General features: G+C 38.1%; 22 protein-coding genes, 1 tRNA gene and 3 pseudogenes. 5 read left to right on the forward strand and 21 right to left on the reverse strand.

Features of this window, described 5'->3' with window-relative positions:
* Positions 1-165: 165 nt before the first annotated feature.
* The 5 genes from nagA to AADV52_RS06170 form a co-directional block, all read right to left on the reverse strand.
* Positions 166-1,320, reverse strand: coding sequence for an N-acetylglucosamine-6-phosphate deacetylase (gene nagA, locus AADV52_RS06150; protein ID WP_014919279.1), 1,155 nt, complete (start codon positions 1,318-1,320; stop codon positions 166-168).
* A 16-nt stretch (positions 1,321-1,336) separates the two neighbouring features.
* Positions 1,337-2,050, reverse strand: coding sequence for a GntR family transcriptional regulator (locus AADV52_RS06155; RefSeq protein WP_014919280.1), 714 nt, complete (start codon positions 2,048-2,050; stop codon positions 1,337-1,339).
* Positions 2,051-2,216: 166 nt separating this feature from the next.
* Positions 2,217-2,289 (reverse strand) — tRNA-Thr (locus tag AADV52_RS06160).
* A 383-nt stretch (positions 2,290-2,672) separates the two neighbouring features.
* A complete protein-coding gene (locus AADV52_RS06165) occupies positions 2,673-3,134 on the reverse strand; it encodes a PD-(D/E)XK nuclease family transposase (RefSeq protein WP_157951890.1) in 462 nt (153 codons plus the stop codon).
* A gap of 15 nt (positions 3,135-3,149) precedes the next feature.
* Positions 3,150-3,272 (reverse strand): hypothetical protein, encoded by a 123-nt coding sequence (locus AADV52_RS06170; RefSeq protein ID WP_257791310.1) that lies wholly within the window; start codon positions 3,270-3,272, stop codon positions 3,150-3,152.
* Between the two features lie 133 nt (positions 3,273-3,405).
* Here AADV52_RS06170 and AADV52_RS06175 point away from each other — a divergent pair, with 133 nt between their 5' ends.
* Positions 3,406-4,155: a TIGR02452 family protein gene (locus AADV52_RS06175; protein WP_014919281.1), complete on the forward strand. Its 750-nt coding sequence runs from the start codon at positions 3,406-3,408 to the stop codon at positions 4,153-4,155.
* Between the two features lie 17 nt (positions 4,156-4,172).
* On the opposite strand, the gene AADV52_RS06180 is transcribed toward AADV52_RS06175, so the two are convergent.
* Genes AADV52_RS06180 through AADV52_RS06195 form a run of 4 tightly spaced genes read right to left on the reverse strand, consistent with a single transcriptional unit; the run spans position 4,173 to position 9,988 of the window.
* Complete coding sequence (locus AADV52_RS06180) at positions 4,173-4,544, reverse strand: hypothetical protein (RefSeq protein WP_003626968.1); 372 nt, start codon at positions 4,542-4,544, stop codon at positions 4,173-4,175.
* Positions 4,545-4,576: 32 nt separating this feature from the next.
* On the reverse strand, positions 4,577-6,808 hold the full coding sequence (locus AADV52_RS06185) for a DEAD/DEAH box helicase (protein WP_014919282.1): 2,232 nt from the start codon (positions 6,806-6,808) through the stop codon (positions 4,577-4,579).
* An 11-nt stretch (positions 6,809-6,819) separates the two neighbouring features.
* Positions 6,820-8,145: an ATP-binding protein gene (locus AADV52_RS06190; RefSeq protein ID WP_014919283.1), complete on the reverse strand. Its 1,326-nt coding sequence runs from the start codon at positions 8,143-8,145 to the stop codon at positions 6,820-6,822.
* A gap of 4 nt (positions 8,146-8,149) precedes the next feature.
* Positions 8,150-9,988 carry a TerB N-terminal domain-containing protein gene (locus tag AADV52_RS06195; protein ID WP_014919284.1) on the reverse strand — a complete coding sequence of 613 codons (1,839 nt, stop codon included), beginning with the start codon at positions 9,986-9,988 and terminating at the stop codon, positions 8,150-8,152.
* Positions 9,989-10,208: 220 nt separating this feature from the next.
* Here AADV52_RS06195 and AADV52_RS06200 point away from each other — a divergent pair, with 220 nt between their 5' ends.
* Entirely contained in the window at positions 10,209-11,867 is a 1,659-nt protein-coding gene (locus AADV52_RS06200) for a phosphoenolpyruvate carboxykinase (ATP) (protein ID WP_014919285.1), read from the forward strand.
* Positions 11,868-11,950: 83 nt separating this feature from the next.
* On the opposite strand, the gene AADV52_RS06205 is transcribed toward AADV52_RS06200, so the two are convergent.
* From AADV52_RS06205 to AADV52_RS06235, 7 genes and pseudogenes are all read right to left on the reverse strand, one after another.
* The gene (locus AADV52_RS06205) at positions 11,951-12,364 is read right to left on the reverse strand and encodes a bis(5'-nucleosyl)-tetraphosphatase (RefSeq protein ID WP_014919286.1); all 414 of its coding nucleotides are present in this window, start codon (positions 12,362-12,364) and stop codon (positions 11,951-11,953) included.
* Positions 12,365-12,511: 147 nt separating this feature from the next.
* Complete coding sequence (locus AADV52_RS06210) at positions 12,512-12,739, reverse strand: hypothetical protein (RefSeq protein WP_003626979.1); 228 nt, start codon at positions 12,737-12,739, stop codon at positions 12,512-12,514.
* A gap of 86 nt (positions 12,740-12,825) precedes the next feature.
* Positions 12,826-13,431 (reverse strand): annotated as a pseudogene (locus tag AADV52_RS06215) (carboxymuconolactone decarboxylase family protein); the annotation flags it as partial.
* 111 nt (positions 13,432-13,542) lie between these two features.
* A complete protein-coding gene (locus tag AADV52_RS06220; protein WP_014919288.1) occupies positions 13,543-14,727 on the reverse strand; it encodes an acetate/propionate family kinase in 1,185 nt (394 codons plus the stop codon).
* A gap of 331 nt (positions 14,728-15,058) precedes the next feature.
* Complete coding sequence (locus AADV52_RS06225) at positions 15,059-15,529, reverse strand: LPXTG cell wall anchor domain-containing protein (protein ID WP_014919289.1); 471 nt, start codon at positions 15,527-15,529, stop codon at positions 15,059-15,061.
* A gap of 31 nt (positions 15,530-15,560) precedes the next feature.
* Positions 15,561-16,187, reverse strand: a complete 627-nt coding sequence (locus AADV52_RS06230; RefSeq protein WP_041808807.1) for a mucin-binding protein — start codon at positions 16,185-16,187, stop codon at positions 15,561-15,563.
* Positions 16,141-16,410, reverse strand: a complete 270-nt coding sequence (locus AADV52_RS06235; RefSeq protein WP_227028433.1) for a mucin-binding protein — start codon at positions 16,408-16,410, stop codon at positions 16,141-16,143. The genes AADV52_RS06230 and AADV52_RS06235 overlap by 47 nt, the downstream gene beginning before the upstream one ends.
* 168 nt (positions 16,411-16,578) lie before the next feature.
* Here AADV52_RS06235 and AADV52_RS06240 point away from each other — a divergent pair.
* Positions 16,579-17,202, forward strand: a pseudogene (locus tag AADV52_RS06240) (APC family permease); the annotation flags it as partial.
* A gap of 134 nt (positions 17,203-17,336) precedes the next feature.
* Here the strand turns inward: AADV52_RS06240 and AADV52_RS06245 are convergent.
* The 3 genes from AADV52_RS06245 to adhE form a co-directional block, all read right to left on the reverse strand.
* Positions 17,337-17,504 carry a hypothetical protein gene (locus tag AADV52_RS06245; protein ID WP_014919291.1) on the reverse strand — a complete coding sequence of 56 codons (168 nt, stop codon included), beginning with the start codon at positions 17,502-17,504 and terminating at the stop codon, positions 17,337-17,339.
* A gap of 73 nt (positions 17,505-17,577) precedes the next feature.
* Complete coding sequence (gene glmS, locus AADV52_RS06250) at positions 17,578-19,389, reverse strand: glutamine--fructose-6-phosphate transaminase (isomerizing) (protein WP_014919292.1); 1,812 nt, start codon at positions 19,387-19,389, stop codon at positions 17,578-17,580.
* A 194-nt stretch (positions 19,390-19,583) separates the two neighbouring features.
* The gene (adhE, locus tag AADV52_RS06255; protein ID WP_014919293.1) at positions 19,584-22,208 is read right to left on the reverse strand and encodes a bifunctional acetaldehyde-CoA/alcohol dehydrogenase; all 2,625 of its coding nucleotides are present in this window, start codon (positions 22,206-22,208) and stop codon (positions 19,584-19,586) included.
* Between the two features lie 312 nt (positions 22,209-22,520).
* On the opposite strand from adhE, the gene AADV52_RS06260 reads away from it, so the two are divergent.
* Positions 22,521-23,894: an amino acid permease gene (locus AADV52_RS06260; RefSeq protein WP_014919294.1), complete on the forward strand. Its 1,374-nt coding sequence runs from the start codon at positions 22,521-22,523 to the stop codon at positions 23,892-23,894.
* Between the two features lie 37 nt (positions 23,895-23,931).
* Here the strand turns inward: AADV52_RS06260 and AADV52_RS06265 are convergent, their stop codons facing one another.
* Positions 23,932-24,447, reverse strand: coding sequence for a DapH/DapD/GlmU-related protein (locus AADV52_RS06265; RefSeq protein ID WP_014919295.1), 516 nt, complete (start codon positions 24,445-24,447; stop codon positions 23,932-23,934).
* Between the two features lie 109 nt (positions 24,448-24,556).
* Here AADV52_RS06265 and AADV52_RS06270 point away from each other — a divergent pair.
* A pseudogene (locus AADV52_RS06270) lies at positions 24,557-25,438 on the forward strand (LysR family transcriptional regulator).
* Positions 25,439-25,482: 44 nt separating this feature from the next.
* Here the strand turns inward: AADV52_RS06270 and AADV52_RS06275 are convergent.
* The gene (locus tag AADV52_RS06275; RefSeq protein ID WP_014919296.1) at positions 25,483-25,851 is read right to left on the reverse strand and encodes a DUF956 family protein; all 369 of its coding nucleotides are present in this window, start codon (positions 25,849-25,851) and stop codon (positions 25,483-25,485) included.
* Positions 25,852-25,853: the final 2 nt, after the last annotated feature.

Genomic DNA, 25,853 nt, shown 5'->3' on the forward strand with positions numbered 1-25,853 from the left:
AGCCGCCAAATCCATGGTGGTACAAATCATATCAACAAAAAAGTCACTACAACCTGTCCAGAGTTAGAGGCGACTTTTTTGTTTGCTTTCTTATTTTCTCCACAAATCGTGGAATGCCGCTATCATCTCTTTTAAGACATAATGTTTTTTATCTAAAATATTATTCTAAGCCTTATATCTAGATACACCATCTAAATAAGTTTCACTCAAAGTCATGTCTGGATTCAAAACAATGAAATCAGCTGGCTTATCTGGCTTAATTGAACCACATTTATCAAGCTTATTAATTGAACGAGCTGGTACATATGAAGCCATCATAATTGCATCTTCAGGAGTAACAACGTTCCAATCAACTAGATTCTTCACAGCTTGCTTCAACAATAAGATACTACCTGCTAAGTTATCGCCGTCTTTTAAGCGAGCCATGCCATCTTTTACATAAACTGGCAATTCGCCTAACATGTAATCACCATCTGACATGAGTCCTGCTTGCATACAGTCAGTAATCAAACAAATATGTTCTGGACCCTTAGCACGTACCAAAGCTCTAACAGTTGGTTCCAATACATGGTGGCCATCGCAGATCAATTCATCAGTTACCAAGCGAGCAGAATATGCAGCACCAAGCAAGTTAGGAGCATGTTGTGACATTGGTTCCATACCGTTATAAGTATGACAAAACATAGTAGCACCTGCTTCGACACATGCAATAGCATCCTTATAATCTGAAGCTGAGTGTCCTAATGCGATGATGATGCCATCTTTGACCGCTTGACGAACGAATTCCTTAGAGCCCTTACGTTCTGGAGCTATTGACATCTTAATTAGCATCCCATCTGAAGCTTTTTCATAACGGCGAAGCTCTTCGATTGAAGGATCACGCATGTACTTAGGATTTTCGGCACCAGCATGTTTAGGGGTAAAGTAAGGTCCTTCAAAGTGTAATCCTTGAATTTTGGCACCAGTTTCTTCACCCTTATGTGCTGCATATTTCTCACAAGTTTCGATTAAATGTTCATCACTATCAGTAATTGTAGTTGGCAGCCATGAAGTAACCCCTGCTTGGAGTAAACCTTCAGAAATCTTGTTAATTCCTTCCCAGTCACTCTTCATGGAATCTTCATTAACTAAACCGTGAATATGAGTATCCACTAATCCAGGAGCGATCCACTTACCAGTGTAATCAACAATCTTGCCTTCTGGTTTTTCATCTTCTGGATAGTAAAAACCAAATTTTCCGTGATCATCAACTTCTAAATAACCACCAATTTCAGTTTTGTTTTCCAAAAAGAATTTATCTGCATGAATGAAATATGTCATCTTTTTTCTCCTCATATTATTCATTATATTGCTTAGATCTATATACAAATTTATCTCCGCGAGCGAGTGCCTGCGTAAACTCGATCGGGATGTTTTTATCATTTATTGCTTTACGATTAATTTTTAAGCTAGCCGTGTTTTCCTTAACGTGAAGAAGGTTAGCCTCTTCCTTAGTTAAATTGACTGCTTGCACATCTTCGAATGCTAAAACACTAATTTGATGATATTTCTTTTTCAAGATTCCATATAAAGTCCCTTGATTCAAATCTTCTAGTATTAAATTAGAAAAAATCTTCTCTGGCAAATAGGTGCGGTTATACACTAACGGCTCGCCATCAGCGAGGCGCAATCTGATCAATTCGTATGCTTGATCATTTGGCGCAAGATTTAATTGCAGTGCAATTTCTTTTTCTGGTTTACACAATTTAAGAGAAATATTCTTAGTAGATATTTCCTTGCCTTCGCCTTCCATCTGGCTGCTAAAAGAATACATGCTACCTAGGTTTGGTTGCTTAATAAAAATCGGTGCGACAAAGGTGCCCTTACCGTGCAGACGATAAATCAAACCTTTTTCTTCTAATTCATTAAGCGCCAAACGCACAGTGCTTCGACTCACCTTGAACATGTCAACTAATTCTCGTTCACTAGGAAGCTTCTGATTAGGTTGATAATCTTTTTTGATATGTGAAGCCAGTTGGTTCATCAATTCTTTATAAAGTGGGCTTTTCATTTACTCACCTTCTAACTGGTTAGTACCACTTCAAGTAAAATTATATCATGAAAAGGCTTTCTGTAAAGTGGTTATAACCAGTTATTTTTTATGCAAAAAAAGACCTGCATGAATACTCAACTTCTAAAGCTGGGCTTCATTACAGGTCTTTTTCTTAGTACTCTGATGCTGAATGGCAGAATCGAACTGCCGACCTTCTCTTTACGAGGGAGACGCTCTACCAACTGAGCTAATTCAGCAACCTCACAACACTAGAATTATACCAAAAGTGTGGATTCCATGCAATTAGGGAAGCATATTTCATCTAGTGATGTGATTAGATTGCAGTATATTTTAAATTTAATTAAAAAAATGCTATTTTTGTGTAAACAACATCTTTTCATTATTAAGCTTGTTTAAATAAATCTTCTAATTCTTTTTTAGTAAATTGATCACCGTATGAAAGTTATAATTGATGCAAGATTTGATCGTAAGGATTCTTCTAATTCTTTAATACAACAATCATTTTCTTTAGTCCTACAATCGTAGCTTCTCGCATGCCCTCTTTCATACCTGCTTGTTTCTCTTCCAAAAGTTTTGTCTCATAGTCCATTGTTTTATCCCTCCACTCCGAATCATCAATTTAGCTCTTTGATTTTCTTCTGTGCCCAGTCATGTTTAAATGCACCGGACGATCATTGATCAAGTCAACTAATCCTAACAGATCCTTGCTTTCACCATTAGGCCTTCCTTTAGCATTAATTATAATGACATCAACACCTGTAAGCAATTTAATTGTATGATCAAAATCTTCACCCCAGTGCAAAGAATACTTAATTTTCCATTGCTTAAATGGATCAAACAAGCAAAAGAAAATAATTGTCAGATTCTTCATATCCTGATACGTTTTACCTTTGTCTAAGGTATAGCGCTGATCACATTTGGAGATATAATAGCGAATCCGCCAACCCAAATCTTGCTTGTCTTCAACCTGCATTTCTAGATCATAAAGGTTATGTTCATGATCTTCGACAAAGACATCTAACCGGACATCTTTTTGAACTTTATGCGATGGATCCTTGATTTCTTTCTGCTTTTCGGGCAAGAAAATCTTTGAAATTTACTTTTTTCCAGTCACTGTTTGCAAAACATAGCGACAAAAATCAGGATTAGCCATCACTTCGCCAAAAGCCTGATCTTCTGAGAAGACATACCATGGCTGATTTTTTTGTGTTTCTTTCATTACACACCCACTTTCTAATAATGTAAGAGAAAATACCCTTCACTATTTAATACGCAAAAAGTTGGCAAATTTTTTCAGAAATTCATACTTATACTTAGAAAATACAATATTTACTTAAAAGAAGGCAGCCAACATGTACAGCATCCCTAAAATAAGAACTCACAACGAACAAATGACCAAGCTTTATGCACAACAAATCCGTGAGACTGTCGATAACACTACTATTTATGATGAGCAATCCACCTTTTCAACTCCATCATCTTCCACTTATCCACAGTTATGTTTCATGCCAGTAAATACCGCTACAGCGATCAAAAATTCCAAGTGGCAATCTGAAAAAACAGCTGCACTCAACTTTGCCGACTACTTAGAAGCTGGTGGCGGATACTTACGCGGCAGCGTTGCTCAAGAAGAAGCGCTGTGTCTTGAATCTGATCTTTATCAGTGTCTTGCGCCATTTGAACAAACTTACTATCAATGGAATAATGCTCATATTAACTATTCACTTTATGAAAATCGCGCTCTTTATTCACCTAACATTCTATTTGCCAGCCCTGAGATTTATGCACAGGTGGATATCATTACCTGTGCCGCTCCAAACTACGGCAAAGCAAAACTATTCGATATTTCGTATAGAAATGCATGTATAACTTTACAAAATCGCATGTCCTTCGTAAAACAAATTGCAGAAAAAGAACATGTCGCCCATCTTATCCTTGGAGCATGGGGAGCCGGAGTTTTTGGCTTTAAAGCAAAAGACGTTGCACAAATGTGGCACAACGTCTTTAATACAAAATCTTCAATTAAAAAAGTAACTTTCGCCGTAATCGATGATCATCGTAATTCGGCGGCACAAGATTTTAGAAATGAATTTACTGATTGAGTCCTAAGTGACTCTTTTTATTTTTCATTTTCCAAATTATTAATAGCAGTTTCAGCTAAAGCATAAGCTTGTTGAGCCTGATTTTTAGCTTGAACGTAGCCATTCAAGTTATCATCACCACTGGCTAAAACCCTGGCAAAAGCAATTTGTTCCGCCATCAAAAAGTTAAACAAAGAATCCCACTTTTTATCTGCAAACTTAATCTTTTTAGTGGAAATCTTAGACATCAATTCACGGGTTAAATTAAAAGACTTTTCCAAAATTTGCTCATCCGCATCCGTCAAATCACGCACATTGTATGCTTGATGAATTTGGTGTACCTTGAGCAATTCTTTTAACAAAGTTCTGGTTTGAGCATCCTTAGACACATTTTGATTAATTTTAAGCATTGATATTCTCTTTCCTTTTCAAGATATTCCCATTATACCAAATAGTTATCCGCCATTTGTTTAACGCAGCGTTTCATCTCTTGAATGTCTAATACACTATAAGCAAATTCCTTACGCAATAATTCTTTAGGCAAATACTGATCATACTTATCAATTCCTGGAACTTCTTTAGGATAAACCAAATCTAATGGATCAAAATCTTTAGCAGCCTCTTCTTTTAGAATGCGCCAAAAATCTTGCTCATCCCCATCCATCGCAAAATACATAAAATATGGCCGCGATGAATTAAAACCACGAATATTCAACTGTTCTCCGCACTTAATTTTGATCAAACGCTCCAGTGCTAAAAATGCATACGTTCCAGTCCATGGAAATAGGCACCACATGTTGCCGCCAAGCTTAATCAAATTCTTTTTAGCTAAGCCCGCTAAAGCCGCAGTATCACGAGCTTGCGTCAAACGTGCCTTACCATTTTGCATCAAATACGGATACATAGTCTTTTCTTCCAAAAACTTTTTCATTCTTTGCAAGATCTTCGGTTGAATATCACCGGGCACATCCCCAAAGAAAGCGGGAATCCTGCCCTTCACCTCATGGCAATATACTTGATGCCGCTTGCGATCAACGTCTTCAACTACCCAAACTCGCCCAGCAATTGCGATTTTATCGCCTACTGGAGGCGGCTTAACGATTGTACCTAATTCTTCACTGCCAGCATGAACACTAAATTCTTCGTTTTCCGCAAAAACTGCATAAAACTTAAAGTTATTCACAACTTTTTCACCGGCAAGGCCAACCACTAAGCCCTTATTCTCAGTCCATTCAATATGGTCAATCTTCAGTAAATGTCTGAGCAAAACCTTATAGTCTTCCTGGCTAACATTGTGAAAATACGATAAAGTCAATACCCTTGAAGCTAATTCTGCCGGTGTCATCTCTCCACTAGATGCGAGCGTACTCATGGTTTGATGATAAAGTAAACTATATGGCAAACGGTTAGGTTCAGGCGGTTCTACCCATTTTTCTTCCGCATAAAGCTGCACTAAGGCAATCCCTTGAAGAAGCGGCCACGGAATTAGTTCTGGAAGCATTGCTCGCGATTCTGGGTGTTCCTCACGCATGACAAAATGCATTTCGGGTGGATTGCCGCGGCGACCCGTACGCCCCATTCTTTGTAAAAATCCTGAGACGGTAAAGGGCGCATCAATCTGAAAAGCTGATTCCAGCTGGCCAATATCGATTCCCAATTCCAGCGTTGCAGTAGCACATGTTGTCATGTAAACATCTTCATCTTTCATTGCTGCTTCGGCTGTTTCGCGCAATGCTGGTGAAAGATTACCGTGGTGAATCATAAAACGATCTGGCTCATGATTATAGGCACAATAAGCCCTAAGCTCCTGACATACGGCTTCACACTCTTCTCGACTATTGGTAAAAACCAGGCATTTTTTACCACGAGTATGTTCAAAAATATAACCAATACCCGGATCAGCCAATTCTGGTGCCTTGTCCGTTTTAGGTTCGACTTGACTAGGATCAAAGTCCTTGCTGCTAGCCTGTGGATCAGTTTTATAAAAATGTTCCATTGAAAAATGCCAAATCTGTGGTTCATTCTGCACCTTAGGTGCTACTGTTTTTCTATTTGAACCTGCTCCTAAAAAATCACTAGCATCTTGCAAATTGCCGATAGTTGCCGAAAGTCCGATTCTTCTAGGATTAACCCCTGCTAATTTTGACAACCGTTCAATTAAACAAAAGGTTTGGCCTCCGCGATCACTACGCAAAAATGAATGGAGTTCATCAATCACAATATATTTCAAACCGCCAAATAAGTGCGGAATATCCATATGCTTATTGATCATAAAGCTCTCAAGCGATTCTGGCGTGATCTGCAAAGCACCTGAAGGATTCTTAAGCATCTTTCTCTTCTGCGTTTGAGCTACATCCCCATGCCAGCGCCAAATTGGGATATCGACATCCTGACACAATTCGGTCAAACGATCATATTGATCATTAATCAAAGCCTTTAGCGGTGCAATATAGAGCACCTTGACCGAATCCTCTGGTTCATTATAGATGTCTGACAGGATCGGGAAAAACGCGGCTTCAGTTTTTCCTGATGCAGTTGAAGCCGACAGCAGCACATTATCTTCCGTTTCAAAAATTTTCTCTGCGGCTGCTACCTGAATAGGACGCAAATTCTGCCAACCATGTTCATAAATATAATCTTGGATAAATGGCGCATAATGTGAAAAAACATCCATCTTTTTTACCCTTAAATTCTAAATTCGGTATAGTCTTGTTCTTTATTATCTGAGACAGCTTCAGATTTTGCATAACTAAAACGATCCGAATTAAGCAAATCCGTAATTTTAGTGTCAGGATTTTGCCAAACAATATCGAGCAGTTCAATAAAATCGCGAATAATTTCACGCGGTGTAATGTTAGTATCTGCACCAACGCGCGCATACTCTATCTTGATAAATTGTGCTAAATCATCATTGGTAATAGTTCTTTCATAACCATACAAATTAGCATGCATATCTGCCAATTTTTCAGTCAAAACCAGCATTTCTTCTGCAGTTAATGGATGCAACTTAATCACCGGAGCATACATATCACGCGCACCATCTTGCACAAACTTCCCTGTAGCAAGACGGCTGCGAAGTGCTTCATAAGAGTAGACACCACGGCGACGGTCCTCAATTGCTTGTGGCGTCCCGCACATGATGATGCCCAAGTACTTTGCCTTACCCTGCAAAGTATCGTTATACATTGTCAAAATCTTTTCATAATTGTATTGACGGCTAATCGCATTCGGAATTTTAAAAATATTAACCAACTCGTCAATCATGATCATTAGACCGGCATAACCAGCTTGTCTGAAGAAAGCCGCAAATAATTTGAGATATTCGTACCAATCGCTATCTGAAATGATAATATCCACACCCAAATCTTTTTTGGCTTCAGTTTTATGACTATACTCGCCTCTAAACCACTTAAGTACTTTAGCCTTAGTCTCATCATCATTACTCATATAGGCGTGATAATACATGTTAAGCAATTTAGCAAAATCAAAACCGTGCACTAATTCATTCAATGATGAAATTACCGCATAAATTTTCTTATCTACTTCAGCTTCAAATTTAGGATCATCATTGGCAATTCCGCTTTGGGCCACCTGACTTTGCACGGAATTAATCCAACGATCGAGAATTAAAGTTAAAGCTCCACCTTCAGGACGAGTTTTGGTAGAAAGATTTTGGATTAATTCACGATAAGTTGCAAGCCCTTGTCCTTTAGAGCCTTGCAAGCGTCTTTCTGGAGATAAATCGCCATCAACTACGACAAAATTTTTGTCCATCACATAATTACGAATCGTCTGCAGTAAAAAACTCTTACCTGATCCATAGCGGCCAACGATAAAACGAAAACTTGCACCGCCATCTTGAATAATATCAACATCATGAATCAAGGCTTCAATTTCTTCTTTACGGCCCACCGTAATATAGGGCAGACCTATGCGCGGTACGACCCCACCTTTTAATGAATTCAATACAGTTTGTGCAATTCTTTTTGGTACTCTTCTTTTTTCTGGCATTTTATCATCCCTTTAAAAATAATTCTTTTAAATCTTCCTGATAATCTTCAATTATCTGAGGTTGATCTTGCTCATTAAATTCGATCACGCTATCGCCAATTTCATCGAATAATTTTTCGTTAATATTATCAGCCAAAATTGAAACCATTAGATGGTGCTTTTGCACATAGTCTTGCCATGGCTTTTCTTGCAATAAGGTCATCAATAAAAACATTTCGTCTTGATCTAAACCATAGTCATCCTCACTTACTGGAACTTCTACTTTCTGCTCTTGCTTTTTAACTTGCTCTTGCTCTTCTTGCTCAAGCTGTTTTTCTTCATCCGTCAGCAAGCTATCACGCGTGACAGAGGCATTGGCCCGAATCTTATCCAAATCAGAAAAATCAATTTTTATTTGATCAATCTTGGCTTTTTCTTTTTGTTTTTGATAAACAGCAATTCCTGCTTCGATTGCTCGCAATACTGCTTGATCAATAAAGCGAGGCTTAATCGCACGTCCCAACTTGAGCTTTTCTCGCACTAATCGATCCACTTCATGCAAAAAAGTATTCAAGTTCGTTCGCTGCCTTGGCACAGCTTCTTCTAAGTGAATATGCCACCAGCCCTTTTGGTAATGATACTCTCTAACATCATCAATCTTAACTGTCATTGGCTTTTTTGCTTTTCTATAAAAGACGCCACTTTTAAAAACGGGACGCTCAACGACCTTCGGCTTATCTACAAAGCTGCTGTAATAAGCTATACCGTACTTTTTGGCATCTAATAATTCCTGCCAAACGCACTTCAAAATTTGAGTAAAAACTGGCTTATTCTTTACAATTACTTTTGAAGATTTCCAATATGTCGTTTTTTTAGCAAAAACTTCCGCTAATTCTTCTGCCGTATATTTTTGTGGATAATGCAATATCTCACTATCATGATCTTGCTCGATTTCCTGAGCAAAATGCTCAGCTATCTTTTCTTTTCCAAGTTCATAATAGAGCACATAATCTTTTAGCCAATCATCTAAATATGTTTTAATCCCTAAATCAAATTCATCAACATAATTTTTCTCAAAATCGATCAGCCTTTCATAACCAGCTTGCGGATCCTCCACACCAATATTGTTAAACAACTCATACAAATATACATAAACATATGACGTACTAGCGCGGTGATACTCTCCTTTACGAATTTTGGTACGCCAGGTAAAGTAGCTGCGCAATTGCCCTACATTCATATCATGATAAGTTGGGGAGAATCGCTTGAAGGAAAAATATTTTTTATACTTATCTTCATAATCAGCCATGAATTGACCTTGAATATAAAAATTCTTCTGTCGACCAGTGCTAGGCAAAATGCTGTAATCATATAATTCTCGCATTTGTCTGATCTTATCGGGAATCTCGTCATTAACTTGTCTTCGCGGCAAACGCTGTTTGATCGGCTGAGCCTGGTATTTTTCTTCTGTTTTTTCTCCCGGAATATAAAAGTACTGGCTTTTCGTGACATTTGTACCTTGATCATTCATTGCCAATTTAAATGCATAATCCAGCGCCTTCTTAATTGCTTGATCATTGTAATTATGCTTTAAAGCAATTCCGACCCAATTCTCTGAAGTAATGCGCACGGGATCCATGAATCCAGGTAAATCACGAATAGTCGAAGCAAACTCGCCGCATTTTAAATCAAGGACAGCATCACTATTATCATTACCCTTATCTTTAATTCTCGAAAGCATGGCAAAATAGCTGCTGTCAAGAGGAGACATCAATACATAAGTATCAGTCGAACCTGATACGATCGGTTCAAATTTTAATCCATATTTGGCATAAACATATTTAAAAAGCTGGTTAGAATCCATTTACGTCATCCTTTTTTCGTACGTATGTTCTACATTATATCATCTATTTACTTCTGCGTCTTCTCTAGGTTTCTTTATTTTATGTATATGTTTTCGTATTTCATAAAGCTTATATTTTAATATTTATGTGGTTATAACAAGTCAAGTATGTTAGTATAATAAATGCAAGTTAATGAAAACGCTTTAATTAATAGTTTCCTAGAGAGGACAAAAACTTAATATGAGTACAAAAGAACGTTATTCTCAAGACGAACTTAGAAAAGCAAATCCAATGTTTAGCCGCACTCGTGCAACTATTGAGAGTGTATTTTATGGCAACAACGTACACGAAGTAACTAGTGTTGCTGAAGCTTATAATTTAGCTAAGAAGCAATCAGGCGTTATTGTTACTGATTTGCCAATTTTACACACTAAGGAATTAGGTTTACCACATGGTGCAACCCAATTGGTTTACAACCACGGTAAGATCTTAGGTAGAACTGCTAGTGCACGTCACTTCATTGATAATCCTAACGAAGATGCTGAAGCATTAAACGGCAACTTGCGTGAAGATATCTACAAGGGCCATGAACAAAAGTATTTAAAGGCTACTGTTTTGGTAGGTCTTGACCCATCATTCACTGTTAAGGCCCACATCATGATGCCAGAAGATCAAGCCTTCAACTTGCTTTCATACATTTTGAACTTCCACTTCTTCGACGATGAAGCTGAAAAGATGTATGCAAAATCTAAGTTCTATGATGAACCTGATATTTACTTCTACTTCGATCCTAATGTTCAAGACGAAGATTATCCAAAGGGCTTAGGCGTATTCGACGCTCCACATAACTGTGCTGCTGTCTTCAACCTTCGCTACTTCGGTGAACTTAAGAAGGGTACTTTAACCTTAGCTTGGGCTATTGCTCACCGTCACAGCTACACCGCATGTCACGGTGGTGAAAAATCATTCCACTTTGACGATAAAGACGACAAGACCTTCGCATTCTACGGCTTGTCAGGTTCTGGTAAGTCAACTTTGACTCACGAAATGTACGATGGCAAATACGACATCACTGTCCTTCACGACGATGCATTCATCATTTCACGTGAAGATGGTTCATCTGTAGCTCTTGAGCCTTCATACTTCGACAAGACCCACGACTACCCAGCAGGTCATCATGAGACTAAGTACTACACCACTATTATGAACTGTGACGTAACGTTAGACTCAAATGGCAAGAAAGTTATTGTTACTGAAGACTTACGTAACAACAACGGTCGTGTTATCAAGACCCGTTACACTAGTCCTCACCGTGTAGACTTTGAAAAGTCACCAATTACTGCTTTGTTCTGGATCATGAAGGATGGTTCATTGCCACCAATTATTAAGATTGATGATCCAGTATTAGCAACTACTATGGGTTGTACTTTAGCAACTAAGAGAACCTCTGCAGAAAACTTGCCAAAGGGCTTCGACATGAACACCTTGGTTATCGAACCATTCGCAGACCCATTCCGTGCTTACCCAGTATCCGGTGACTACACTGACTTCAAGGAATTGTTCACTAAGCGTGGAGCAAGTTGCTACAGCTTGAACACTGACGCATTCATGGGCAAAGATATTCCTAAGGAAGTTACTAAGAAGTTAATCGAAGACTTAGCTAACGGCAACATCAAGGACAGTGACTTCAAGCCATTCGGTAACTTCAAGGGTGTAAGCTACTTACCTATCGATGGTTACGAAGTTCACCTTGATGACCCAGAATATCAAAAGACCTTGAAAGACAGAATGCAAGATCGTTTGAACTGGCTCAACAAGTACGATGAAGAGCATCCTGAAACTCCAATTCAAGATGAAGCTAAGAAGACCTTGGAAGCTATTATTAAAGAATTGAGTTAATAAGATATTTACTTCATATAATTGAATATAATTTCTTAATGACAAAAAGACGAGAGTTTAGATCAGCTCTCGTCTTTTTGGTTTTACTTTTCAATATAATCTCTAGCCGCCGTTAAAACGCCCATCTTACCATACTCAGTAAGATATTCTTTAGCTGCATCAAAAGTTACCCACTTGTCAGCAAGAATTTCTTCCTTCTGAGCAACTACCTCCTGACCTGGAACATACTTTGCTAAAAAGAACGTAACCGTCTTAAATTTAGTATCTGTTAATGCATAATGGGTTTTACGTACAAAGTTAAAATCAAATTTTGGCTTTAAGCCAACTTCCTCAAAAACTTCACGTTTAGCAGCTTCTTGTGCATCTTCACTTGCCTCTAAATGTCCTTTAGGAAAGCCCCAATTATGGTTAATTACACTCTGAACAATCAAATATTCTAATTGTCCATAAGCACGTTTTTTATAAATAACTGCACCTGCAGAATGTTCCATAATCATTTTTTGTCACCCAACCTTTGTAATTGAAATACTTATTAAATATTTATTAATAAAAGTCAAGCAATAAAAAAACTGACCAGATCAAGTAAATATCTAGTCAGCCTTATGTGCAGACGAAATTGTAAAGTTTTTATAGAATATTTTAGGTTATTTCTTTAAGTTCTTTTCGCAGTATTCCTTGACCTTATCATCATCGGCTTTAAGCATCCATTCACAAGCTGCTTCAGTCTTCATGGTGTCATGATCATTAGCTTCCATTTCGTGGTTCCAAATAGCATCACGAATAGGTTCATGATTGTCCTTTGCCCAATCAAATACTTGGTCCATTTCACGATCAATCATTGCTGTTTGTTCAATTTCTTTTGCATCTGCCATAATTATAAGCTTCCTTTCATCTACATCTTTTATTCTAGTTCTATTAGTCTTAGCTGTTAAATGAAAGGGCTTAATTTATTAATTGTCTAATCTTTACCATTAACTGCTTCATCGGCTTGGTTAACCACAGTTACTGCATTAAGTGAACGAGGATGACCAATAAATGGCACGTTTTGTTCAACGATCTTCATTAAGAACTCTTTGTCATTACCCAATTTAATATTAGCTTGAGCATGAGCCAAAAGTTGTGGTTCACAACCACCTTGTGCGGCAATGTAGCAAAAAGTAATCATTTCCCGATCGTTATCGTTTAAGCCTTTTCTAGTGTAATAATCACCAAAGCAGTTATCAACTAACCACTTATTAATGGTCCCTTTCTTAGCAAAATCTTTCATTTGTGGACCAAATAAACGAATCTGGGTCTCTTCGCCTTTTTCTAGGCGATTCTCCATGGTTGTAGTTGCTTGTGATGCTAAAGGTAAATCTACTCCTCTGGCAGTTAAGATATCGTTAGTTGCTTTAAAAAATGGAAAAACGCGACCTAATCCTAAATAATCAACTGCTTGATACAAAACTTCTTTAGCCTCGACTGGACTAACCCCATTATCAAGAGCTACAGGAAGCATTACCTTATATTCATCTACGCCTTGCATCCCCAGCAAATATTCCAGCATCGACAACATCTTAGCTCTAATTGACATGATATTTTCCTTTCTAAAACGATCTCTTCACTACTTATTTAAGTACGTTTCAGACTTAAAGAAAAATATCTATTTTTTATTCTGCGGAATAACTTCTGCTTATTAGCAGCGCTTAGTTAAACGGACAACATCACGAGCAATCATCAACTCTTCATTAGTTGGAATGATCATCACTTGAATCTTAGAATCGGGCTTGGTGATAAACTTCTGGCCATTGCTCTTATTAGCTTCATAGTCAGGTTTTACACCCATGTACTTAAAGGCATCCATAATCTGTTTGCGCACCTCTACATCGCCTTCACCAACGCCTGCAGTTAAGACAATTCCGTCAGCGCCGCCCATTTCAGCAAGATAAGAACCAATGTAGCGCACAATACGATTAATAAAAATCTTGCGTGCCAAAACAGCTCGCGGATCATCATTGTACTTCAGGTCTCGCATATCTGAGGAAATCCCAGATAAGCCAATTAAGCCAGACTTTTTATTCAAAATATCGATCATCTCATCAATTGATGCTCCAGTTTCATGCATCAAATGCTGTACAAGAGATGGATCGATATCTCCTGAACGAGTACCCATAGTTACGCCAGATAAGGGACTAAAGCCCATTGAGGTGTCGTAAGACTTGCCATTCTTAATAGCAGTAATCGAAGAACCAGAACCCAAATGACAAATAATCAGCTTTAAGTCTTTCACATCGCGCTGCATCATTTTGGCAGCTTCCAAGGTTACATAGTGAACAGAGGTCCCGTGAGCACCATATTTACGAGCACCATACTTTTTATAATAATCATAAGGAATGGAATACAAGTAGTGCACAGGATCAAGTGTTTGGTGAAAAGAAGTATCAAACACGGCTACTTGTGGCACATCTGGCAAAACATGCATGAAGGCCTCAATTCCCTTGGCCTCGACAGGATTATGCAAAGGTGCAAAACCTGCTAAATCCCAAATTTTTTGCAAATTATCTTTGTTAATGACAGCTGAATCTTTGAAATACTCACCACCATTTACTACACGGTGTCCTACTCCAACAATCTCATGCAATTTTTCAACAGCATGATACTTCTTCAAAGCATTAATCAGCAAATTGACTGCAGCTTCTTGATCTGGAATAGCAATTTGCTTTTGATGAGCCTCTCCATTAGCTAACACAATAGTAAAGGTAGATTCAGCTAAACCGACACGATCTGCCATCCCCCGTGCTACTACCTTCTCGTCAGGCAATGAAAATAATTTAAACTTGAATGACGAACTCCCCGAATTGACCGCCAAAACTTTTTTCATTAACTACATCTCCTAAATAATAGTTATATTTTTCACAAGTAAATTTTCACTTAATAGTATAGCTTATTAGAATAGCCAGTCAAATTATTTTTCAAAATTAACTAGGTAGAGTAATTAATGAAACTTATTGCTATATAGGTATTATTTAGAATATGTTATCCAAGATATACAACAATGAAAATTATATTTTGACAAATATCAATATTGTGTTAATTTTTTAAAAAATATAAAAATTTCATTCCACTTTGTTCAATTTATAACAAAATTTTAGGGGCAAACAAAAACTCCAACGCAGTTTTGCGTTAGAGTCTTGTTTTATTCAAAGGGATGATTATTCATCCTTTTTCTTTTTGCGATCGGCTAAACCAAAGAAGCCTAAAACCATTGCAAGAATGCCGAAGATACCAGCGGTATTTTCTTTTTCACCAGTTTGTGGCAATTCATGCTTGCCGCCCTTTTCTTCAGATTTAACTGAAGCAGCCTTAGTCGGAGCATTGGTTTCAGCGTAGGTATCAGCGCCCTTTGGAGAAATTGAATCATTGCCTCTAACTGGAGCAGCATTATTCATATCTTCATGCAAAGGTGCGTTAGTTTCCTTGTAGCCTTTAATTGCGGCTGGACCAAATTCAAGATCTTGATCTTTAGGAGTGGTATCGATTTCGGTATCATCTGGAGTCTCAATTATAGGCTTATCTGGTGTCCTATCAGGAACTCCTGGTTTATGATCGTCTGGCTTGCTTGGCTTACCTGGGATGCTATCATCTCCGCCGCCTTCGCCGCCACCTGGAGTAATAGGGAACATAGGTAACAGTGATAGTGACGTTGCCAGTAGCTTAAGTTACGTCAGCAGCAGCAATTGAACTAATTGTAGTAGTCTTGTCGCCTACTTTTTGTTCAATGTGCATTGTGTAGCCTGAAATTGCTTGTGGAGTGTAAGCATCCCATTGTGACTTGCCACCTTTAGCAGTGGACTTAGCAAACTTCCAATCGCTGTAAGTTACTGCGCCAGTTACTTCATCGAAGGTAGCAGTTCTAGTAAATTCAACTGTTTGTTTAATTTCTAGCTTGCTGCCATCTGGCTTGATAACTGTGATTGTACGAGTTGGAGTCTTGGTGATGCTTTCCATTGCTGGATAAGTCTTGCTTGGATCACCTGGAACCTTGCCTGTTGGAATGTCCCCTTCAGGAGTTTCTGGTGTTACTGTAATGGTCTTATGTTCAATCTTAACTACAACAGTTGGAACACCATCTGGAGTTACCTTGACAGTTTCTGGAATCTTCTGATCTGGAATAATCTTCCAACCTGCTGGAACATCCTTAGTTGGATCAACAGGAATAGTTTCATCAGTCTTACCGTCAACCTTGTCAGTCTTAATGGTCTGGCCATCCTTGTAGACAATGTTGGTAGTTTGCTTATTTGGTGTGTAAGTAATGTTTAATAATTTCTGGATCAGTACCAACAGTTACAGGTTTTGTAGCAACACTGGAAATTGTTGGTGTGTAACCTGCAATTGCTGGTGTGGTGAATGAGCTCCAGTTACCAGTTGACCAATCACCATAAGTTACTTCACCAGTAACCTCATCAACTACGGCATTTCTATAAACAGTAGCTGTTTGATCAGTTTTCTTAGTTGTACCTTCTGGATCAGTCACATTAATAGTACGAGTAATGGTCTTATTCAAATCATCCTCATGTGCACCATCAATTGGCTTATCAGTTGGAGTCTTATCAGCTGCTGGAACTGGATTAGTGTGTTCAATTGTCTTCTTAATGTGAACCAGGTGAACTTACAACTGGTTCATTATCACTAGCCTTAAATGTGTAGCTAGTTGGCAAGGTTTGATTGTCAGCTTCTTTATTCTTTGATGCTTTTAGTAGCAATCGGCATTTTAGGTGTAAAAATGGGCAACTACAGTACTCCAATTGCTGTTGCCTTCCAAAAAGCTGTCGGTGAATGGGGCTACGTTTTGGTAATCGCAGGGATGCTGATCAGTATCTTGGGCGTCGCCTTCGCTAGTTCATTTAACACGCCAGCGTTAATTGCATCTTTAGCTACTGAGCACTCTATGCTTCCTAGTTGGATTGGTAAAAAGAACAAGCACGATGCTGCTTGGGTCGCAATTTTATTCAGTGCTGTCATCAGTTCAATTTTAATCACCCAGTCATACCCCTTCTTGGTATCCTGCATCGTCCTTGCTTCCTTTGTTCAATATGTCTCTTTCATCTTGGCAGTCATCAAATTCAAGCACACGAATGAATTCCCTAACCATGGATTCAAGCTTCCTGGTGGCTATACCATTCCAATTTTAGCTTTGATGATTTCTTGCTACATGGTCACCAACTTCACTTGGAAGACCATTTTAGTTGGTGTCGTTGTCGGTGTTTTGGCTGCTGTTACCTACTTCTTCATTGAAAAAGACGAAAAAGCAGAACAGAAGCACCAGCAATATTTAGCAAAGATGCGGAAGAAATAGATAAAAACAATTAGATGTAAAAATATCCCAATGAATTTCTTTTGTTATGGCTTACTTTATACCGGCTTCTTGATATTCCTTAGGATATTTTTGCTTGAAATACAGAGTATCCGAAGAAATCATTTTGCCATATTTTAGTTCATTACGATATATAGATCCAAGAAGTACTCAGGACCTTCTTCAATAAATGGATATGAATAAGTCTTTGAAGATTCAAAATCTTCTTTAGCAATTTCACGTTCAATAATCATTGAGATTTCTGTCACAAAACGTTCATCTAACTCTTCATCAGTCAGTTTCATACTTCTATCACCTCACCAAAAAATAGCGATGGCACATTCACCATCGCTATTCTTAGTTTTATTCACATATTAATTATTCAACAGTAACACTCTTAGCTAAGTTACGTGGCTTATCAACATCCAAGCCCTTATCCTTAGAAGCATAGTAAGCAAGAAGTTGAGCAGGTACAACCGTCAAAAGTGCTGACATGTAGTAATTAATTTCTGGCAAAACAATGTCATCGCCTTCGCGAGCAAAGGCCTTACCAATAATAGTAATTACGCTAGCACCACGAGAAACAACTTCTTGAATATTACCACGAGTAAGATCAGCTGTTACAGGATCATTAATCAAAGCAACTACTGGAGTGCCCTTTTCAATCAATGAAATAGTACCGTGCTTAAGTTCTGCTGCAGCAAAGCCTTCAGTTTGAATGTATGAAACTTCCTTCAACTTAAGTGCAGCTTCAAGAGCAACAGCGTAGTCAATGCCACGGCCAATGTAGAATGCATTTCTTGATTTAATCAAGTAGTCGTCTGCAAGCTTCTTGAGCTTTTCCTTACCATCAACGATTTGTTGGATACCTTCTGCAGCCATTGCCAAATCTTGACGCAAGTTCCAATCCTTAGCTTCTTGCTTGCCTAATTTTTCACCAAGAGCCTTAGCAAGAACAGCTTGCAAAGCAATTTGAGCGGTATAAGCCTTAGTTGAAGCAACGGCAATTTCAGGACCTGCACCTAAAAGCATAGTATAGGTAGCTTCACGAGAAAGAGTTGAACCTTCTACATTAGTCATAGTTAAGCTTGGAATGCTACGCTTATTAACTTCCTTCAATACAACACGTGAGTCAGCAGTTTCACCTGATTGAGTCAAGAAGATGAAGAATGGGTGCTTGCTCATCATTGGGAAGTGGTAACCAGCTTCTGAAGCCAAACCAACTTCAGTTGGGATGCCAGTGTAGTGTTCAAAAATAGTCTTACCAATTAAACCTGCGTGGTAACTAGTACCAGCGGCAAAGATGTATAAGCGATCAGCCTTAGAAATAGCATCAAGAATATCTTGATCAACCTTTGGTTCACCATTGTCATCAAGGTAGTTTTGTGACATGTGACGCATTACGCCAGGTTGTTCATCGATTTCCTTAAGCATGTAGAATTCGTAAGCACCCTTTGAAGCTGCGTTTGGATCAATGTTCAAGACGTGAGGTTCACGATCAACCTTTTTACCATCAACAGTTTCAATGGTGTAAGAATCCTTAGTAATGTCACCAACATCCCCATCGTGTAAGTCAACGAAAGTCTTGGTTTGATCCATTACAGAAATAGCATCTGAAGCAATGATGTTAAAGCCGTCGCCGATACCAAGCATCATTGGTGACTTGTTCTTAGCGATGAAAACATGATCTGGTTCAGTATTATCTACAAGCAAGAATGCGTATGAACCCTTAACAAGCTTCAAAGCTTCCTTAAATGCTGAAAATCCGTCCAAGTTCTTATCACGAGCAATCTTGCCGATTAATTGAACAACTACTTCAGTATCAGTATCTGAATGGAAGTGTACGCCTTGCAAGTACTTTTCCTTCAATTCAGCGAAGTTTTCAATCACACCGTTGTGAACTAAGTAGAAACGCTTAGTTTCATCAAAATGAGGGTGAGCATTGTCAACAGTTGGCTTACCATGAGTAGCCCAACGAGTGTGACCAATACCAACTAAACCCTGTTCATCTAGAGTTAATTTTTCTTTTAAGTTTGAAATACGACCAACAGCCTTGGTTAAATATTCATGACCATTCAAATCATTCAAGTAAATACCAGCTGAATCATAGCCACGGTATTCCAAATTAGTTAATCCGCTTAAAATAATTTCTCTTGCTGGTTTACCAACAACCCCAACAATTCCACACATAAATTTTTCTCCCTTGGTCTAGTTCACTTTTTGTCAGTGGACTAGTTTGATTTCATTGTTACAGTAGCAATAATATTATTTTTTACCAAAGCGGTCAAGTGATTATTATCGAAATTGGTATAATCGATTTTAAAGCAAAAAAACAGCGGTCAGTTTTAATATACTGATCGCTGTTTTGAATATTTAAAATCTAATTACTTAGTCTTAATATCTTTACCTTCAAAGCTGTCTCTCATCAATTGAGCAATTTGACTAATTAATGGAGCAACTGGATTAGTTACAGTGTTTTGGTCACCGTAAGCTTCAACAGCTAATTGGTCAACCTTCTTGTTAAATTCATTTTCATCAACACCGTAATCCTTGTAGGCCATCTTGATACCAACTGATTGAGCCAAGTCGATAATCTTTTGAACTAATTCTTCAATCAATTCAGCATCACTTGAGCCAGTCAAACCGATAGCTCTAGCAATTTCTGCGTAGTCCTTGTCAGCACGGTAAACTGAGTAATGAGGCCACATAGCAAGTTTTTCTGGACGCTTTGAGTTGAAGCGAATAACTTGTGGCAAAGCAATAGCGTCACTTACACCACTTGGAATACCAAAGGTTGAACCTACAGTGTGAGCAATTGAGTGTTCCAAACCAAGGAATGCGTTTGAGTAAGCCATACCTGCGATAGTAGCTGCATCATGCATTCTCTTTCTAGCATCAAGGTTGCCATCGTAAGAATTCTTTAAGTTAGCAAAGATAGTCTTGATAGCTTCAAGTGACCAACCACGAGTAAAGTCAGTAGCCATAGTTGAAACATAACTCTCAATAGCGTGACCTAAAGCTTCAAAGCCTGACCATGCAATTAAACGCTTGGGCAAGGTTTGAACAAATTGATCATCAACAATTGATACATCTGGAGTTAATGCGTAGTCACAAAGAGTGTGCTTAATGCCAGTCTTAGCATCGCTAATGACGGCAATTGGTGAAACTTCTGAACCAGTACCTGAAGTAGTTGGAATACATACAAGTTGAACGCCGTTAATCTTTGGGAAGCGAACTACTCTTTTTCTGATGTCCAAAAACTTTTGGTAAGCTTCCTCAAACTTCATTTCTGGATTTTCGTAGAATAAACGCATTACCTTAGCAGCGTCCATTACTGAACCACCACCGATGGCAATAACAACATCTGGCTTGAAGATGTTCATTCTGTGAACACCATCTTTAATAACGTCGGTGCTTGGATCAAGCGTTACAGCCTTGAAGACTTCGTATTCTTTTTGACCACGACGCTTAGAAATAATGTCAGTAATTTCGTCAGCAAAGCCTTGGTCAGCTACGCCTTCGTCAGTTACGATGAAGAAACGGTTAACGTTTGGCATATGACGCAAGTAGTTAGCAGCATTGTGTTCGAAGTAAGTCTTTGATGGGACTTTTACCCATTGCATGTTGTCACGGCGCATTGCAACAGTTTTGATGTTAAGCAAGTCTCTGGCACCAATGTTGTGTGAGAATGTGTTAGCACCGTATGAACCAGTACCTAAAGTAAGTGATGGCAACATGTTGTTGTAAAGGTCACCAATACCACCGAGGGCAGCTGGTGAGTTTACTAAGATACGACAAGCATCCATCTTCATAGCAAATTCATCAATTATCTTCTTGTCGCTTGAGTGAAGACCAGCGGTGTGACCACGGCCACCATAGTTAAGAAGTTCAGTACAAATTCTAAATGCATCATCATGATCTTTTGCACGGTATAAAGTAAATACTGGTGAAAGCTTTTCAGCTGAAAGTGGGAATTTTCTACCAACGCCCTTGTATTCAGCAACGATTACCTTAGTTGTCTTTGGAACATCAACGCCACAAAGCTTAGCAATTTCGTATGCTGACTTACCAGCTACAGGACCAGCAACAGTACCACGTCTTGGATCAATGAAGTGTTCCTCAAACTTCTTGATTTCTTCCTTATTTAAGAAGTAGCAATTCCACTTCTTGAATTCTTCCTTAACACGGTCATAGATTTCAGTATCTACAACAACTGAGTTCTCTGAAGCACAAACCATACCATTATCGAAGTTCTTTGACAAAACAATGTCATAAACAGCACGGTCAATGTTAGCAGTCTTTTCAATATATGAAGGACCATTACCAGGACCAACACCGATAGCTGGCTTACCTGATGAATAAGCAGCCTTAACCATACCTGGACCACCAGTAGCCAAAATAGTTTGAACGCCTGGGTTATTCATCAAATCAGTAGTAGCATCTAAGCTTGGCTCTTCAATCCATTGAACTGCATCTGCTGGAGCACCAGCGGCAACAGCAGCAGCACGAATAATCTTACCAGTTTCTACACAACACTTTTGAGCTTGTGGGTGGAAGCCGAAAATAATAGTATTTCTAGTCTTTAAAGCAAGCATAGATTTGAAGATAACAGTTGAAGTTGGGTTTGTTACTGGAGTAACACCAGCGATAACACCCTTAGGTTCAGCAATCTTGGTTAAACCTAATTCTTTATCTTCTTCAATTACACCAACAGTTTTTTCGTGACGCAAACTGTTCCAAATATTTTCACTAGCGTACATGTTCTTGGTAGTCTTGTCTTCTACCACACCACGCTTAGTTTCTTCAACAGCCATCTTAGCTAGTGGGTAAGCATTTTGTTCACCTGCAGTAGCAACTGCTTCACAGATCTTATCAACTTGTTCTTGTGTGAAGTTGGCCATTTCATCTAAAGCAACATGTGATCTTTTTACTAAATTATCAACCATGTCGTAAATTTGCTTTTTCTTCTCTTCCTCTGTTTGAGTCTCTTTTGGTTGTGTCTTAGCCATTATTTTATTACCTCTAAGATCTACTAATTCTTGTGAACTAATTTACAATGTCAACTATAGCACAATAAAATTAAAAGTAAACGCCCTAATTTTGGTGATTCACTAGTGAACAAGCGTAAAAAATCACCCTAAAATTTACTATTCAGCTAATGAAAACGGTTGCTATTTCGCCAGTTTGTGAATTAACAAACATATTAATTTGCATTATTTTTCTTAATTTTTTAAAGCTTTCCTATAATAACTGGTGCTCCATTGCAAAAATGATAAAATATTAAGTACATGTGATAAAATTGAGAATATGGGGGAAAATATATGAGTGAGAAAAAATCAGAGACTAGTTCTGGATATAAGAGAACCCTAAGCAATGCTCACATTCAATTAATTGCTTTAGGAGGAACAATCGGAACTGGTCTTTTTCTAGGTGTCGGTGACAGTATTCATAGGGCCGGGCCTAGCGTTATCTTGATCTATATCATCGTCGGTATCTTTCTATTCCTGCTCATGCGTGCATTGGGCGAATTGATTATGTCCGACCTCAACAAGCACACTTACATTGACTTTATTGAACAGTACCTTGGAAAAAATATTGGTTTTATTACCGGCTATCTGTACTGGCTTAGTTGGATTACTTTGGGAATGGCAGAAACTACTGCCTTAGGAATCTATTTCAAATACTGGTTCCCTACTTTAAAGCCTTGGATACCTGGCATAATTACCATCGTTGCCTTATTAATCATCAATTTAATCTCGGCACGTGTTTTTGGTAATTTGGAATTTAGTTTTGCTATTATCAAAATCATTACAATTGTTGCTTTTGTTTTATTAATTTTGTATCTATTAATTACAGGTGGCAAAACCAGTTTCGGACCTGTAGCTTTTGCTAATTTAGATGATCATGGCAGATTCTTCGCCAGTGGTCCACACGGATTTTTACAAGGATTCCAAATGGTAATCTTCAGTTTCATTGGGGTGGAATTGATCGGATTAACAGCGGCAGAAGTTCAAAATCCAGAAACTACATTAAAACGAGCAATCAATCAATTGCCAATTAGAATTATCCTATTCTATGTCATGGCAATTTTAGGAATTTTATTAGTAATTCCTTGGTCAAAGGTTTCTACTAATTCTAGTCCTTTTGTTCAAGCTTTAGGTGCAACCGGTATTCCCAATGCTAGTTCAATCATTAACTTCGTAGTAATTTCGGCAGCAGTCTCTTCCACTAACAGCTTTTTATACAGTGCTGGTCGACTTCTGTTCTCTGTTACTTACGACGGCAAAGGTAAATGGAATAAGGCTTTCGGTCACTTATCTAGAAGACAATTGCCTCAAAATGCATTAATTCTGTCTGCTTTGCTCATGGGATGTGCACCGGCTATCATCTTGGTTATTGGTGATCAAGCCTTTAACTTTATTTCTTCAACATCAACTAGTATGTTCCTGATCATTTGGTGTTTAATGGTTTTAACCCATATTTCATATAGAAGAAAAACACCAGCTGATCAATTAAATGACTTCAAGATGCCTGGTTTCCCTTATATTGATTATTTCATCCTACTTTTCTTCATCTTATTAATTATTTTGCTCTTAATTTTACCAAGCTATCGTATCTCGATGATCGTAGCTATCGTTACCTTCATCGTGCTTTACTTAATTTCTAAATTATGGAGCAATGAAAAAGCTGTTTAAAAATATAAGACGTGATGTTTCAAGCATCACGTCTTTTTTAGTCGATTTTTTTGATAACTTTAGCTGGCATCCCTGCCACTACCGTATTAGCAGGCACGTCTTTAGTAACCACGGCACCTGCAGCTACAACAGCATTTTCACCTACGGTTACACCAGGCAAAATGGTAGCCTTAGCACCGATCCAAGCATTCTTTTTAATAAGCACCGGCTTTAGTTCTAATTCTTTTCGATGATGAGGATCAAGCTGATGATTAACTGAAATTAAGTAGGCTCCAGAGCCAATTAACACATCATCTTCAATAGTAATACCGCCTAAGTCAACCATCATCACGTTTGCATTGATAAAAACACGTTCACCCAATTTAATATTGCGACCATAATCCGAATAAAACGGCAATCGAATCTCAGTTGTGTCAGCCACCGGATCGCCAATAATCTCGCTTACCAGCTGCTGCACTTCACAGCTACAATGACGCTGCGTATTTAAGTTTTGTAAAAGTCGTTGATTCTGTGAAATAATTTGCTGCATAATTTCTTGATTTTCCGCATTCATTTTATTGCCTTCCTTTTCTTGCTCATTTTTAGTTTAAAAGGTAAGCTAAACAATATAAAAAACTTATTTATTATCAGATTAGATAACTATTTTTTATGGTAAAAGAAAAATGGAATTAAGAGTATTAAATTATTTTGTCGCTACAGCACAAGAATTGAATATGACTCGAGCTGCACAAAAATTGTTGGTTTCACAACCTGCTTTATCGAGACAAATTGCTGATCTCGAGACGAACTGGGTGTTAAATTATTTAACCGGCAGCCACGTCATTTGACCTTAACATCTGCGGGACAATACTTATTTGAACAAGCCAAAGAAATTCTAGCCTTAACTGCTAAAACTAAGAGCAATTTACAATCTACAGCTATCATTAGTGGTGATTTAACTATCGCTGCAGGTGAAAGTATCGCTATGCAACGAATCATGAATATTTTAAGCAATATTATTCAAGATTATCCTACAGTTAAGGTTCATATTCTAAGTGGTGATTATGAATTTGCCAAAAAGAAATTAAATGTTGGTACGGTTGACTTCGCGGTGATCATCGGCAACTTGCCTTTATCCAACTATGCCTCTTTGCAACTCCCTGAGAAAGACACTTGGGGTGTGTTAATGACAAAGGATGATCCTCTAGCTAAAAAAGATCACATTACTGCTGCTGATTTAGCTGGCCTCAACGTTTTAAATTCACAACAGGCAGAGACCATGCATTTACTTTGATAGCTGGTTTTGCAATTACAAAGACCAGATCAATATCATTGGAACCTATAATTTAAGTTTCAACGGTACTTTATTAGTTAAAAATCACGCTACATTTTCATTAACTTTAGATAAATTAGCAGATGTTTCGGATGAATCCAACTTAACCTTCCGACCGATTTATCCAAAAATGACAGAATCGATTACCGTCATTTGGAAACATAGCACTAACCTTTCAGCTGTTGCTGAACTTTTCTTAAATCGTCTGCAAGCCTCGATAGCTGAAGACTAAAAAATAACCTAGTTCAATTCGAACTAGGTTATTTTCATACTTTTTTATTTTTTCTTACGAGTAAAACGCTGCTTAAGCTGTTGCCACATACTCAATGCTTTGCGCATATGATCAGCTGGCACATATTTTCTCATTGCACGTAAAACTTCTTTGGGCTCACGTGCTGCAAAAATAAATTTACCATTAGACTTTGTTCTAATTTCAAAACGAGGGATATATTTTCCCTTGAAGTGGATATCTGCAACTACATAAGTTACTTCCTTCCATGGAATTTGAACATAGTCTTCAACGTTTCGTTCATTATAAAATTCAAAAGCTCTATCGCCGATCATAATTTTGCCATATGATGCAATTCCTCTAAACCAGGTTGCATTAGCAGTAAGATCGACCTTTGTGTTAATTGATTTAGCCATTT

Source organism: Lactobacillus helveticus (genome assembly GCF_046109915.1).
GTDB lineage: Bacteria > Bacillota > Bacilli > Lactobacillales > Lactobacillaceae > Lactobacillus > Lactobacillus helveticus.

Bases quoted from the DNA above. Each gene is read 5' to 3' on its own strand.
- AADV52_RS06260 (WP_014919294.1), top strand. From the start codon at position 22,521: ATGAGTGAGAAAAAATCAGAGACTAGTTCTGGATATAAGAGAACCCTA.
- AADV52_RS06210 (WP_003626979.1), bottom strand. From the start codon at position 12,739: ATGGCAGATGCAAAAGAAATTGAACAAACAGCAATGATTGATCGTGAA.
- AADV52_RS06225 (WP_014919289.1), bottom strand. From the start codon at position 15,529: ATGTTCCCTATTACTCCAGGTGGCGGCGAAGGCGGCGGAGATGATAGC.
- AADV52_RS06195 (WP_014919284.1), bottom strand. From the start codon at position 9,988: ATGGATTCTAACCAGCTTTTTAAATATGTTTATGCCAAATATGGATTA.
- AADV52_RS06200 (WP_014919285.1), top strand. From the start codon at position 10,209: ATGAGTACAAAAGAACGTTATTCTCAAGACGAACTTAGAAAAGCAAAT.
- AADV52_RS06155 (WP_014919280.1), bottom strand. From the start codon at position 2,050: ATGAAAAGCCCACTTTATAAAGAATTGATGAACCAACTGGCTTCACAT.
- AADV52_RS06170 (WP_257791310.1), bottom strand. From the start codon at position 3,272: ATGAAAGAAACACAAAAAAATCAGCCATGGTATGTCTTCTCAGAAGAT.
- AADV52_RS06190 (WP_014919283.1), bottom strand. From the start codon at position 8,145: ATGCCAGAAAAAAGAAGAGTACCAAAAAGAATTGCACAAACTGTATTG.
- AADV52_RS06220 (WP_014919288.1), bottom strand. From the start codon at position 14,727: ATGAAAAAAGTTTTGGCGGTCAATTCGGGGAGTTCGTCATTCAAGTTT.
- AADV52_RS06265 (WP_014919295.1), bottom strand. From the start codon at position 24,447: ATGAATGCGGAAAATCAAGAAATTATGCAGCAAATTATTTCACAGAAT.
- AADV52_RS06205 (WP_014919286.1), bottom strand. From the start codon at position 12,364: ATGATTATGGAACATTCTGCAGGTGCAGTTATTTATAAAAAACGTGCT.
- AADV52_RS06175 (WP_014919281.1), top strand. From the start codon at position 3,406: ATGTACAGCATCCCTAAAATAAGAACTCACAACGAACAAATGACCAAG.
- AADV52_RS06245 (WP_014919291.1), bottom strand. From the start codon at position 17,504: ATGAAACTGACTGATGAAGAGTTAGATGAACGTTTTGTGACAGAAATC.
- glmS (WP_014919292.1), bottom strand. From the start codon at position 19,389: ATGTGTGGAATTGTTGGGGTTGTTGGTAAACCAGCAAGAGAAATTATT.
- adhE (WP_014919293.1), bottom strand. From the start codon at position 22,208: ATGGCTAAGACACAACCAAAAGAGACTCAAACAGAGGAAGAGAAGAAA.
- AADV52_RS06185 (WP_014919282.1), bottom strand. From the start codon at position 6,808: ATGGATGTTTTTTCACATTATGCGCCATTTATCCAAGATTATATTTAT.
- AADV52_RS06180 (WP_003626968.1), bottom strand. From the start codon at position 4,544: ATGCTTAAAATTAATCAAAATGTGTCTAAGGATGCTCAAACCAGAACT.
- AADV52_RS06275 (WP_014919296.1), bottom strand. From the start codon at position 25,851: ATGGCTAAATCAATTAACACAAAGGTCGATCTTACTGCTAATGCAACC.
- nagA (WP_014919279.1), bottom strand. From the start codon at position 1,320: ATGACATATTTCATTCATGCAGATAAATTCTTTTTGGAAAACAAAACT.